We start from the raw sequence: 13,214 nt of genomic DNA on the forward strand, positions 1-13,214 counted from the left end.
ACACTAAAAAATAATAAACCGAACTGTAGTTTTTAAGAGACCAAGTGTTAATTAACAATAAATATTTCTATACGTCTATTTTTTAATCTTCCGTCTTTAGTATTATTATCTGCTATAGGTTTGTTTTCACCGTAACCTTGAGAGGTAATAATTTTTGAATTTACACCTTTAGAAATTAAATATTTTCTTGCTTCGCTAGCTCTTTTCTCTGAAAGTAGCATATTATTTTCATTATTTCCAACACTATCAGTATGTCCGGCAATATGAAATTTCATATTTGGTTGAGAGATTATAATATCTGCAATTTTATCTAAATTAGTTTTAGCGTCATTAGTTAAAATAGTATTACCATTTTCAAACTTAATGTTTTTTGCAAAAGTTTCTAATTGACTAATAACTTGTGCTTTAATTTTATTGTTACGGTCTATAATTTTTTGACGTTCTGCTGTTTTTTGTTGTTGTATTTGTTGCGGTGTTGGGCAACCACCATTTTGAGGCGGTCCAGGTTGTTGTGGACATTTGTCTATTCTGTCAATTACTCCATCTTTATCGGTGTCAAAAACTGGGCAACCATCGTCTTCAATTTCACCTTTAACTTTAGGACATTTGTCGTACTTATCTGGTGTACCATCTCCATCATTATCTGGACAACCACGCATTGTAGAAGGTCCATAATCATTAGGACACAAATCTTCTGTGTCTATTACACCATCTTTATCTGTATCTGGACATCCATTTGTTTCAAAGGTTCCAAATAATTCTGGACATGCATCTTCATCATCATTTATGCCATCTTTATCTTTATCTTTTCCACCATAACGAAATACAATACCGGCAGAGTGTTGCCAATGTTTTAAGCCGTAATCTTCAAAAGCATGTTTGTATGTTGATTGAATAGTAAATCCAAAGGAGTTACCTACCCAAATATTTGTGCCAATTCCACCGTTTACTGTTCCTGCTCCAATAGTGTCTAACCAGGTATAACCACCACCAATTGTAATGTAAGGATCTAATATTTTTAGTCCATTTGTAAATTGATATTTAAACATCCCATCTAAAGAAATATATGGGAATTCTAAATTTGCAGTTTCTTCTGTTGGAAAGTTTTCTTCTAAGCTATTTAACGAAGCAACAGCTTCAAAAGTTACTCGATGTTTAATTAATCGGCCTGCAGATAGTCTAAATCCTGCAGCATTTAAATTCCAAGTTTTAAAACGTGCTAAACCAGCTTCTTGTTCGCGTAAAGGATTGTTAATTGCATTGGCTCCAAAGCTTGTTATCCATGGATTATTTATGGTTTGTGCATTAGTAAATTGAATACTTAGAATAAAAGCTATTGTTAGAAAAAAAAAGCTAAACGGTTTCATTGGGTTTTATTTGAATTAATTAATAGCAATAGCAAGATATACTAAAAATTATAATTTTAAAAAATAAATGAAACTTTAGCGATTAAAACGCTTAAACTAAGGATAAAGAACAATTTTTTAAATTAAAGTAAACCTCTGGCTTTAATTTCTAAATACTTATTAATAGTGTTTACTGTTAATTTTTCTGGAGCAGTTAAAATGGTTTGAATTCCATATTTTTGAAGTTCTTTTACCATTAAACGTTTTTCGAAAGAGAATTTCTCGGCTATAGTTTTGTGGTAAATAGCTTGCAAGTTTTCTGCATCTTCGGCGATAAGTGCATCTAGCTCTGTGTTTTCAAAAAGAATAACAACTAATAAATGTTTTTTTGAAATGGCTTGTAAATATGGTAATTGTCTTTTTAAAGCGCTAATGTGTTCAAAATTAGTATATAGCATAAGTAAACTTCTATGCGTAACTTTTCGTTTTAATTGTGCGTATAAAAGACCATAATCGCTATCTGTAAATTTGGTATCGATATTATATAAGCGTTCTAAAATAGTATTTAAATAGGTTAGTTTTTGAATAGCTGGTAAAAATGAATTTACTGTTTTCGAAAACGTAAGCATACCAACTTTATCGTGTTTTTTTAATGCTACATTACTAAAAGCTAAAGTAGAATTTATAGCGTAATCAAGTAGTTTTAAACCATTAAATGGCATTTTCATTACGCGTCCTGTATCTATTATAGAGTAGATGGGTTGCGATTTTTCATCCTGATATTGGTTTACCATTAACTTGCCTGTTTTGGCTGTGGCTTTCCAATTAACGGTCCTAAAATCATCACCTTGAACATAATCTTTTATTTGTTCGAATTCTGAAGTATTACCAATACGGCGAATTTTCTTTAAGCCAAATTCTGTTAAATTATTGCTCATAGCAAGAAAATCGTATTTCTGCATTTGAATAAAAGACGGATAAACGGCTACCATTTGCTCGTTTTGAAACTTAAATTTTCGTTTTACAATTTTTAAAGAAGAAGAGCAAAAAATATTTAAATAGCCAAAATAATATTCGCCACGCTCTACAGGCCTAACACTATATGTAAAATCATGTACCTCGTTTGGATTTAGTGTGGTTACATAATAAAAATCTCTTTTTTGAAATTGTATAGGTAACTCGTCTATAATAGAGATTTCTGCTTTAAATGGATATTTGTTGGTTATTGTAATGGGTACCGGATTTTCATCGCTATTCGAAAACTTTTCTGGTAATAATCGTCTAGCAGAAATAGGATCTTTAATACGATAGAGCAGAAGTAAATCCATTAAAAATAGCACTATAATTACAGTTGTAATTATCCAAGCTATTGGATATAGCATAGGTATCCAATACGATAATAAAAAACATACAGCAGCACTTGCCAAATAGACAAAGAAACCATTATGTAAATATAGAGATTTAATAAATTTCATGTGGTTATCTAGGCACTTCTACAGATTGTACAATCATATCGATAACATTTTCTGTACTCATACCTTCCATTTCGCGTTCTGGAGTTAAAATAATTCTATGGTTTAATACTGGTTTTAGAGATTTTTTTACGTCTTCGGGTGTTACAAAATCACGACCATTAATTGCTGCAAAAGCTTTTACTGTATTTAATATAGAAATTGAAGCTCTTGGAGAACCACCTAAATATAAGTGTGGATGATTTCTAGTTTTAGAAACCAATTCGGCTATGTATTTTATTATTTTTTCTTCAACTACAATAGATTGAATTTTTGTTTTATATGCTGCTAATTCTTGAGCGTTTAAAATAGGTTTTATTAATGTTTGAGGTTTTTCGCCTTTACGGTCATGATGTGTTTGTATAATTTTAATTTCGTCTTCTAACGTAGGATAGTCTACTTTAATTTTAAAAATAAAGCGGTCTAATTGTGCTTCGGGTAAAGCATAAGTACCTTCTTGCTCTATTGGATTTTGTGTAGCTAATACCATAAATGGAGCTTCGAAAGAATAGGTTGTACCATCTACGGTGGCTTGTCTTTCTTCCATAGTTTCAAATAAAGCGGCCTGCGTTTTTGCAGGAGCACGGTTTATTTCGTCTATTAAAACAATATTAGAAAAAATAGGACCTTTATGAAATTCGAAATCTGAAGTTTTCATGTTTAAAACCGAAGTTCCTAATACATCACTAGGCATTAAATCTGGTGTAAATTGTATACGGCTAAAATCGGTTTTTAACACTTTAGAAAACAGCTTTGCTGTAACAGTTTTTGCTATACCTGGTACACCTTCAATAAGAACGTGACCATCTGCTAAAAGTGCTACAATTAATAATTCTATAAATTCTTGTTGCCCAACAATAACTTTGCCTAGCTCTAGTTTAATGGCTTCTACTGCATTTTTTAAATCTTCTAAAGGAATTCTGTTATTAAATTCTAAATCTTGGTTGTCCATGTGTTATTGGATTTATAGTTTTCTATAGAAGCATTTAGGTTTTCTAAAGCTTCTGCTGTTATTTTTGTGCTACTAGATATTGTTTCTATATCTTTAAATAATGCTTTGGTGTCTTCTATTGTATTATTACTACGTGATGCTAAATTTTTAATAAAAGCATCGTCTATGGTATTGGTATTTAAATGTAGGCTTGTTCTAATGTATTCTAAAAAATGCTGAATTTTATGTTGTGCTATATCTGTATGCTTACCACTTTCGTAATACATATTTGCAATAGTACGTGTAAAGTCTAAAGTTTGATTTTTTAAAGGTTTTACAATTGGTATAGCACGCTGTTTACGTTTACCATCAAAAATAACGTAAAATAATGCTCCAATTATCATAATGTAATATGCCCAGCGTAGCTCTTTAGCTTTTAAAAACACATACATAGGAGATGTTGCTACTTTTTTTCCAGATTTATAATACTTATCAAAATACAACGGTTGATTAGTGTTTAAATAGGATAGCAATCCTGCTGTGTAATCCTTGTTATTATCTTCTAAAATAAAATAATTAGTATATGCCTGCGGAAATAAATTTAATGTAATTTCACCTTTACCAAATGTTTGTTTAATAACATTTATGTGTTGCTCTGGTATAATTGAATCGTTTTTTTCTGTGTTTGAAATTGTACCAATTACTTTTGTTTTAGTAGAATCTATTACAGAAAAATAGTTTAAAAAGTTTGCTTTTGTAAAGGTGTATTTTTGTTGATTGTTTAAGTCTTTGTTTTTTAATTGTACATCGAAAATGTTATCGAAATTATTAAAATTACTTATTAATGAGGTTTCTAAATTTAAGGTGTCTAAAATTTTTTTTGAAATTGTAGTTGAAGCAATTGATAGAGTATTTCCTTTTGCTGTCCAATTTAGTACTTTGTTAAGTTCTGCTTCGTCGAAATCTATAATTCCGTTTAAAAAGAAATATGTGCCAGAAATAGAATCGTTTTTGGTTAAATACTCAAAAGGTGGACGCTCTGTATCTGTTATGTTATTATTATAAACACGTTCTAATTGGTCGTAAAATACATAAGAGCCATATGGAATTTTGTGGTGTTTAGCATAGCTAGGAAACCAATTTAGTTTCTGTGGCTTATTATATTCAATAATTATAATAAGTATAACAACTAAAGCAGTTAGGATAATGTATATTTTGCCTCTTCTATCCAAATTATTTTTTTACTTGATTATTAAGATTTATAAAATTTAGCTTTAAGTTTTCAAATTTAATAGCATCTATTTTAAATTCACCATACCATATGTAATCGTAAATTTTGGTGATTTTTTCAAACTGCATTTGTATGCTATTAGTTTTTATTTCTTTTATATAATCTTCGTTTGTTTTCTGTTGCTGCCAGTCTATTATATTGTTTTCAGAGAGTTCTTTTATTACTAATAAATAGTAGTACCTAATCGCTAATCTGTAATCGTTTTGTTTTACGGCTTCGGCAATTAGTGCGTTTATATTTTCATTTTTAATAATTTGTTCTTCATCTGTAAATAAAATTTCGGCCTTTTTTTGTTCGCCATAAATTAGATTTCTGCTATTTACTTTTAAAAAGAACCTTATTAATAAAAATATTAAGATGGCTAAAACTATATATGGTAAAACTCTTAATATAAACCATAAAATACCTGTGGCGGCATCCATACCAAAAATAGAGGAGAAGAACCTGTATAAGATGCCTTTTAACCAGCGTTTAAATTTTGTCCATAGAGAATCTTCATCAGCTACTTTTTCTTCGTAATTAAAAGCTTTTTTATTTTTATAAGTATCAAGATTTTCTTTACTAATATCTTGTTTTTGGTAATATGGAGCAGTATTATCATCAATAATAACAGCATCTTGAGCATAGCCAAAATTACCAATAAACAGTATTAAAAAAAGAAATCTTAATAATTGCATGTTATTGCTGAGTGTTTCCTAAAGAATCAATTTGCTCAAAAGTACCAGTGTGGTTTTTCTTTTCGTTAATATTATAGTAAATAAAGATTGTTACTATTATTGTTATAAAGTTTAAAAAGAATTTAAATGCATAACTAACAAGGTTTAAAATAATATAAATTGGATCTTTATATACGGCAAGCGGATTAGCTTCTGGATTAAATTCTCCAGAAAATATACCCATTTTTATATAAGTGTAAATGGTTGCAGGAAGGTTAAGTACAAAACCAATAACACCAATTAAAAGCGTGACAACAAATAATGTTAAAAATGACATCCACCATTCGTCTTTAACAAATTTAAAGCTATCACTAAAGGCATCCATAACGCTTTTGTTTTCAAAAATCATGATGCAAAACACTACAGCCATTGGTACTACAAGATAAATTCCTGGTAAAAAGCATAGCATAAATCCTACAAACAAGGCAAGACCTTTTAGGATACTTAATCCTATAAAACTCCAAAATGTATTTTTTACTTCTGTTTTTACTTGGCTTGTATTTATAGTGCCATTGTTTTCTGTATAAGATTTTACATAATGTAACGTTGCAGAGTATGCTAGAGCGTATACCATTATTCCTGCAATAACAAGTACTAATATAGATATACCAAGCGTTAAAAAGCCCATTTCTTCAGTATCGAAAGTAGAGGCTCCTTCTAGTACAGATGTTAAATCTCCAAAACTGTAAAGCATAAAACCTAACCCAACAAAAAATAATATTAAATATGGTAATGTAATCTGTAATATTAAAGTGAAAAATGGTTTGTATTCGTTTCTTAAAAATGCGAAAACATCACTTATCATTTCTCCTAACTCTCGCTGTTTTTTAAATTGTATAAACTGTTTCATATTAAATGGTGGTTTTATTTCTGGTTAATTCTTGTTTTAGTTTTTCTTTTTTAGATAATTTTATTGGGTAAATTATATAGTAAAAAATTATTAAAGTTAGTGAGCTTATAATTATTGTAATGGCTAGCCAATCGGGCATTTCGGTATGTCTTGTAACAAAACCTTCTAGGAATCCTGCTATTATAAAAAAAGGAATAGTACTAACTAATATTTTAAGTCCGTTTTTAACACCTTTAATAAAAGATTCTAAGCGTGTATAAGTTCCAGGAAAAAGCATACCATTTCCTAAAACTAACCCAGAACATCCTGCAATTATTATTACAGATATTTCTATGGTACCATGAATCCAGATGGTTCTTGCAGACTGCCAAAGTAAACCTTGCTCGTAAAATAAATATTGAAAACTGCCAAGCATAATGCCATTTTGCATCATAATAAATAAAGAACCAATACCTAGCATAATGCCGTATGCAAAAGCCATTAAAGCCACTTTAATATTGTTTAATGTAATACCTAAAAACATATTAAACTCACCTTGTTCTTTATAAACACCCATTGGATCACCTTTTTCTATGTTTTCCATAGTCATGTTTACATAACCATCACCAAGAAAACTTCTAACAAAATCACCTTCGTTAGCAGCCGAAAAAGCTCCAATAACAACAAATAATATAAAGACTAAAAAAGCAACCAATAATTCGCGATGGTGCTGGCGAAACATTAATGGAAACTCATGAGTGAAAAAGGTAATTAATCTGTTTTTAGATTCCTTTTTAGTTTTGTAAATTTTTTGGTGAGCAGAAGAGGCTAAGCCATTTAAATAAGCTTCTGTGTTGCTATTTGGATAAAAAGTTTTAGCGTAGCTTAAATGATCTGTTATTTCAATATATAAACTAGAAAGTTCGTCTGGTGAAATTAGTATATTATTTGAAAGAACATTTTCAAATGTTAACCATTTATCTTTATTTTGCTTTACGAAAGCAGCTTCACGCATGTAATATCTTATTAAGCTTTCAAAGAAAAGAAAATATGAAAGAATTTCAAATAGAAACCGCCCAAAATGTTGCCATTATTCAAAATGCAGCAAATATAATGGATAGAATGTGGGCTTACTTAATAGATTCATTTATTATTTATTTTTATTTATTTGCTACTATACTATTATTAGTATTATTAGAACTAGATTTTAGAGATAGTTGGGCTATCTATTTGCTGGTCTCTTTACCTGCATTTTTATATTATGTATTACTTGAAACTTTTTGGAATGGCCAGACTGTTGGTAAAAATCTAATGAAGATAAGGGTGGTAAAATTAGATGGTTCTAAGCCAACTTTTGCTAATTATCTTGTGCGTTGGCTATTGCGTATTATTGATGTAGTTTTAACCTCAGGAGGATTGGCAGCACTTGTAATATTGTTAAAAGGAAATGGGCAGAGAATAGGCGACATTGCAGCGCAAACAACAGTAATTTCAGAAAAAAGAAAAGTTTCTATTAAAGATACTATTATTAGAGATATTGAGCCAGATTATGTGCCAACATATAGTCAAGTAACTTTGTTTAAAGATTCTGAAATACAAACTATTAAAAATTTGTTTGATGAAGCTAAAAGAAATGGAAACCATAATGTAATCTTAAAATTGTTTATTAAAGTGAAGGATATTATGGAGATTGAACCAGAAGAACAGCCTATAGCTTTTTTAGATACTGTAATTAAAGATTATAATTATTATACACAGAATATGTAAATTTTACTTTTTGTAAAATTATATTAATAATAGACCGCAAAAAGTAATGTTTTATATAATAGATATTTTAGGAACTATTGCCTTCTCCATTTCTGGAGTTTTAGTTGCGTTAAATAAAAAAATGGATGCCTTTGGAATATTAATTATTGCTTTTGTAACTGCTGTAGGAGGTGGAACTTTAAGAGATATTTTAATAGGAGAAACTCCTGTAAGTTGGATGAAAGATATAACTTTTGTTTATGTAGTGTTAGCTTCTACAATAATGGCTATAATTTTTAAATCTAAAATCGACTATTTACGTAAGTCACTATTTTTATTCGATACTATTGGTATTGGTTTATATACAGTTGTAGGAGTAGAGAAAGGTATTTCGGCAGGTTTGCATCCAATTATTTGTATTGCTTTAGGAACAATGTCTGCTTGTTTTGGAGGTGTGATAAGAGATATTTTATGTAATGAAATTCCTGTTATTTTTAGGAAAGAAATTTATGCAACAGCCTGTATATTGGGTGGTATTGTTTACTTTATTATAAAACGTTTACCTTTAGAAGGAAATTTTGTTTTTATTATAGCAGGATTAGTTGTAATTATTACTCGTATTTTAGCAGTAAAATTTAAGTTGAGGTTACCAAATTTGTATTAAGTAAGTACTATTTTTTTTGAAATAAATTAATCTATTACTTCAACTTTATTAATATAAATATTATGTCTTGGCCAATGTCCACCATCAACTTCTTGGTCTGCAATTTTATCTACAACATCCATACCTTTTATAACACGTCCAAAGGCAGTGTATTCTCCATCTAAATGAAATTGATTTTTTTGAGTAATAAAAAATTCAAATGGAGAAGCTAATTTGTAGGCATTTTCAATTTCTCCACTAGGAATCGAAATTGTACCTCTTCTATGTTTATAACCATATCTAACATCTGGAGGTAAAAGATAACGTCCCATTTTTCTGCGTTTTTTTAAAACTTCAGGTTCATCACTATTGCCACCTTGAATAACAAAGTTTTTTACCACACGATGAAATTGTGTACCATCAAAAGCCTTGTTTTTTGTAAGGAAAATAAAGTTGGCTCTATGGTATTTAACTTTATTAAAAAGTTCTAAATCAATATTTCCAAATTTGGTATAAATACGTACTTTGTTTTCTTTATTAATTTTGCCATACTCTTCAAAAAAATCCATGGCATTATCATCGTTTAGTGGAAGGTAGCGTTCTTCTAAGGTAAGCTTAGAGCTATCTATTTCTATAACTTTTTCTTCTATTTCAGGTGCTATCGTATCAACTTTTGTAACTTTACTTTTAACAGGTTTTGGTTTAGTTTTTTTATCTTCACAGTTAAATAATAAAATTAAGCTAAAAAGTAGAACTAGTCTCATAAATGAAATTTGAATCGTTTTTAAAATCTATTGTAAAAATAGAAAATTTACCATTACCAGGTGAAACTTCACAATTTAAAATGTCTCCTCCATACCGAGCAGATTTAATAAAAATGCAAGCCGAACGAATAAAGAAAGCAAGAAATAGTGCTGTAATGGCATTGTTTTATCCAAATAACGAAGGCGAAACATGTATTATTCTTATTTTAAGAAAAACCTATAAAGGTGTACACTCTGCACAAGTTGGTTTTCCGGGAGGAAAATTAGAAAAAAACGAAACAAATAAACAAGCAGCGTTAAGAGAAACAGAAGAGGAAATTGGTGTAAAACAAAATACAATAACTGTTTTAAGAGCGTTAACACAAATGTACATTCCACCAAGTAATTTTAATGTGAAGCCTTTTATTGGTTACGTAGAAAAAACACCAAATTTTATAAAGCAAGAAACCGAAGTAGAAGCGTTATTAGAAGTAAAGCTTAAAGATTTTTTAAATAAAAACGCATTAACAACTAAAACAGTATCTATGGCTAATGGGTTGAAAGTGAGTGTTCCAGCTTATGGTTTAAAGAATCATTTGGTTTGGGGAGCAACAGCAATGATGTTAAGTGAAGTGAAAGACTTGTTAAAGGCTAGCTTTAAATAGTTGGATTTCGCTACATTTGTATATCCTAGAACTTTTAAAATTTATGGGTTTATTTAAACGAAATCCTTTCGGACATATATTATTTGTGAAAAAGTGGCTCATTAGAATTTTGGGCTTACTTTCTCATAGGCGCTTTAGAGGTTTTAATAATTTAAAAATTGAAGGCTCCGAAATTATTAAAGATTTACCAGATACTAACGTTTTATTTATATCTAATCATCAAACCTATTTTGCAGATGTATTTTCAATGTTTCATGTATTTAACGCAAGTTTAAGTAATAGAGAAGATTCTATTAAAAATGTTGGTTATTTATGGAACCCGAAATTAAACATGTATTACGTTGCTGCAAAAGAAACCATGAAATCGGGTATTTTACCTAAAATATTTGCTTACACAGGATCTATTAGTATAGAGCGTACATGGAGAAGCGAAGGTAAAGATGTAAATAGGCAAGTAAAAATGAGTGATATTTCTGCTATTTCTAAAGCTTTAGAAGATGGTTGGGTAATAACATTTCCGCAAGGTACAACAACACCATTTAAGCCAATTCGTAAAGGAACAGCACATATTATTAAAAGATATAAGCCAGTAGTAGTACCAATTGTAATAGATGGTTTTAGACGCTCTTTCGATAAAAAAGGACTATTTATAAAAAAGAAAAACGTCTACCAATCTTTTGAAATTAAAAAACCATTAGAAATCGATTACGATAATGAATCTATAGACAGTATTGTAGAGAAAATAGAATATGCTATCGAGCAACATCCTTCATTTTTAAAAGTTATTCCACAAGAAGAGTTGTTAGCCCAAGAAGAACTTAATAAACAAAGAGAATGGTTAGACTCATAGTAAAACCAAACATTTATTTTAAAATTCTGGTATGATTACTTGCTTTTAAAATAGTGATGCTGTTTTTTGTTAAAAAATATAAGAATTATGATTACACCTAAAAAGCATAATAATGAAGAAGAAAGGCTTAGAGACCTAGAATCTTATTCTATTATAGACAGCTTACCAGAGAGTGATTATGATAATTTAACAAGAATAGCTTCGCAAATATGTAATACACCAATATCCTTGGTAAGTTTGTTAGATGATAAAAGACAATGGTTTAAATCTCACCATGGTTTAGAAACAAGCCAAACACCTAAAGATTATGCGTTTTGTGCACATGCTATAAATGATTCTAATAATATTTTTATTGTAGAAGACGCTAGAAAAGACGAGCGCTTTCATGATAACCCATTAGTTACTGGAGACCCAAATATAGTTTTTTATGCAGGAGTACCGTTAATTAGCGAAAACGGCTATCCTTTAGGGACTCTTTGTGTAATAGATAACAAGCCAAAAACGTTAACAAAAGACCAAATACTATCTTTAGATGCGCTTTCAAAACAGGTAATGAATTTGTTAAGACTTCGAAAAAGTAAACGGTTATTAGAACAGTCTTTAAAAGCATTAGAAGAAAAAAACAAAGAATTAGAGCAGTTTACCTATATAGCATCGCACGATTTGCAAGAGCCAATTAATACGGTAATTAGTCTTATAGACATGTTGGAAGATCAACCTAATAATACTTTAAGCGATTTAGAGAAAAAAAATTTTAAGTATATCCATAATGCTTCATATAGAATGAAAGAGCTCGTAAATGCATTGCTTGATTATGGAAAACTAGGTCAAAAACCAGAATTAAAAAAAATAGACTGTAACCTTCTTGTAAACGAAGTATTACAAGATCTTGACGCATTGGTTAAAAAATATAAAGCAAATATTATTATAGAAAAATTACCAGTAATTTATGCTTTTGAAGTAGAATTAAGACTTTTATTTCAAAATTTAATAAGCAATGCAATTAAGTTTTCAAAACCCGATGTTGCTCCAATTGTAAAAATATTTTCAGAAGAAAAAGAATCTAACTATAAATTTACAGTAAAAGATAACGGTATAGGAATCGACGAAAAATTTAAACAAAAGATATTTCTTATTTTTCAAAAATTACATCAAAACAATAAATATACCGGAACAGGAATAGGTTTAGCGCATTGTAAAAAAATAGTAGAGCTCCACAATGGAACTATTGTGGTAAACTCTCAATTAAATCTAGGGAGCTCTTTTCAATTTACAATAAGTAAAAATTTAACTTAAAAATTATTAATTTCTAAACCTACATTTTTTTAAGCTCATTGTAATTTCGGTTTAAGCGCTTCATTAAAACACCGTAAATTAACTTGTAAAAAAGCCAAATTAAACCAACAAAAACTATTGTGGTTACTAGCATAATAAGTGCAACTGTAATTTTGCCACTAGTATCTAATTTAGTTATTACTTCTTCTAATTTAGGATCTGTTTTTGTTGCGTAATAAGAGCCTAAAACCATAGAAACAAAAGCCATAATTAAATTATAAGCCACATAGTATTTTATTACTTTTCTAGTACTAATAATACTTTCCATAAGTTTTTTAGCATTATCTGTAACAGATATGCTTTTGTAACTTTTATACAGTAAGTAAATAAATATTAATATTACGGTAAAGCTTAAAATTGTTAAACCTAACAATAAACCTTCATTAACATGCGTAGCTTCAACCTTTGCTCTATAAGAAGCAGATAATTTTGGTAGAAAAGTAATTGCAATCCAAAATATAAGTTCGGCAATACTAATGTAAAAAAGCGTCTTAACAATAGAAGACGATTTTTTCCATAACATAGGATACAATTCTTTAGAGCTTAATCGCTTTTCTTCAACAGTATCCTTCTGCCAATGTTTTTTTAATAAATCTAATTCATCCATA

At 29.3% G+C, this 13,214-nt stretch carries 14 protein-coding genes; 5 read left to right on the forward strand and 9 right to left on the reverse strand.

Annotated elements, in window-relative coordinates; translation table 11 throughout:
* Positions 1 to 47 precede the first annotated feature (47 nt).
* From CLV86_RS09945 to CLV86_RS09975, 7 genes are all read right to left on the reverse strand, one after another.
* Positions 48 to 1,367 (reverse strand): OmpA family protein, encoded by a 1,320-nt coding sequence (locus tag CLV86_RS09945; RefSeq protein WP_121052033.1) that lies wholly within the window; start codon positions 1,365 to 1,367, stop codon positions 48 to 50.
* Positions 1,368 to 1,489: 122 nt separating this feature from the next.
* A complete protein-coding gene (locus tag CLV86_RS09950; protein WP_121052035.1) occupies positions 1,490 to 2,821 on the reverse strand; it encodes a DUF58 domain-containing protein in 1,332 nt (443 codons plus the stop codon).
* 4 nt (positions 2,822 to 2,825) lie between these two features.
* Positions 2,826 to 3,809 carry an AAA family ATPase gene (locus tag CLV86_RS09955; RefSeq protein WP_121052037.1) on the reverse strand — a complete coding sequence of 328 codons (984 nt, stop codon included), beginning with the start codon at positions 3,807 to 3,809 and terminating at the stop codon, positions 2,826 to 2,828.
* Positions 3,791 to 5,020, reverse strand: a complete 1,230-nt coding sequence (locus CLV86_RS09960; protein ID WP_121052040.1) for a DUF4350 domain-containing protein — start codon at positions 5,018 to 5,020, stop codon at positions 3,791 to 3,793. The genes CLV86_RS09955 and CLV86_RS09960 overlap by 19 nt, the downstream gene beginning before the upstream one ends.
* A 1-nt stretch (position 5,021) precedes the next feature.
* Positions 5,022 to 5,756, reverse strand: coding sequence for a DUF4129 domain-containing protein (locus CLV86_RS09965; RefSeq protein WP_249037470.1), 735 nt, complete (start codon positions 5,754 to 5,756; stop codon positions 5,022 to 5,024).
* Position 5,757: 1 nt separating this feature from the next.
* Positions 5,758 to 6,645, reverse strand: a complete 888-nt coding sequence (locus tag CLV86_RS09970) for a hypothetical protein (protein WP_121052042.1) — start codon at positions 6,643 to 6,645, stop codon at positions 5,758 to 5,760.
* A 1-nt stretch (position 6,646) separates the two neighbouring features.
* Positions 6,647 to 7,639, reverse strand: a complete 993-nt coding sequence (locus tag CLV86_RS09975; protein WP_121052044.1) for a stage II sporulation protein M — start codon at positions 7,637 to 7,639, stop codon at positions 6,647 to 6,649.
* A 35-nt stretch (positions 7,640 to 7,674) separates the two neighbouring features.
* On the opposite strand from CLV86_RS09975, the gene CLV86_RS09980 reads away from it, so the two are divergent.
* Both CLV86_RS09980 and CLV86_RS09985 read left to right on the forward strand, forming a co-directional pair.
* Positions 7,675 to 8,391, forward strand: coding sequence for an RDD family protein (locus CLV86_RS09980; protein ID WP_121052378.1), 717 nt, complete (start codon positions 7,675 to 7,677; stop codon positions 8,389 to 8,391).
* A 46-nt stretch (positions 8,392 to 8,437) separates the two neighbouring features.
* Positions 8,438 to 9,034, forward strand: a complete 597-nt coding sequence (locus tag CLV86_RS09985; RefSeq protein WP_121052046.1) for a trimeric intracellular cation channel family protein — start codon at positions 8,438 to 8,440, stop codon at positions 9,032 to 9,034.
* 26 nt (positions 9,035 to 9,060) lie between these two features.
* Here CLV86_RS09985 and CLV86_RS09990 read toward each other — a convergent pair whose 3' ends face one another.
* Positions 9,061 to 9,777, reverse strand: coding sequence for a peptidylprolyl isomerase (locus CLV86_RS09990; protein WP_121052049.1), 717 nt, complete (start codon positions 9,775 to 9,777; stop codon positions 9,061 to 9,063).
* Positions 9,778 to 9,779: 2 nt separating this feature from the next.
* Here CLV86_RS09990 and CLV86_RS09995 point away from each other — a divergent pair, with 2 nt between their 5' ends.
* From CLV86_RS09995 to CLV86_RS10005, 3 genes are all read left to right on the forward strand, one after another.
* Positions 9,780 to 10,421 carry an NUDIX hydrolase gene (locus CLV86_RS09995; protein ID WP_076732392.1) on the forward strand — a complete coding sequence of 214 codons (642 nt, stop codon included), beginning with the start codon at positions 9,780 to 9,782 and terminating at the stop codon, positions 10,419 to 10,421.
* 43 nt (positions 10,422 to 10,464) lie between these two features.
* A complete protein-coding gene (locus tag CLV86_RS10000) occupies positions 10,465 to 11,271 on the forward strand; it encodes a lysophospholipid acyltransferase family protein (protein ID WP_076732393.1) in 807 nt (268 codons plus the stop codon).
* Positions 11,272 to 11,358: 87 nt separating this feature from the next.
* Complete coding sequence (locus tag CLV86_RS10005; protein WP_121052051.1) at positions 11,359 to 12,567, forward strand: sensor histidine kinase; 1,209 nt, start codon at positions 11,359 to 11,361, stop codon at positions 12,565 to 12,567.
* Between the two features lie 19 nt (positions 12,568 to 12,586).
* Here CLV86_RS10005 and CLV86_RS10010 read toward each other — a convergent pair whose 3' ends face one another.
* Complete coding sequence (locus tag CLV86_RS10010; protein WP_121052053.1) at positions 12,587 to 13,213, reverse strand: hypothetical protein; 627 nt, start codon at positions 13,211 to 13,213, stop codon at positions 12,587 to 12,589.
* Between the last annotated feature and the right edge of the window lies 1 nt (position 13,214).

The organism is Lacinutrix venerupis (assembly GCF_003663945.1).
GTDB lineage: Bacteria > Bacteroidota > Bacteroidia > Flavobacteriales > Flavobacteriaceae > Lacinutrix > Lacinutrix venerupis.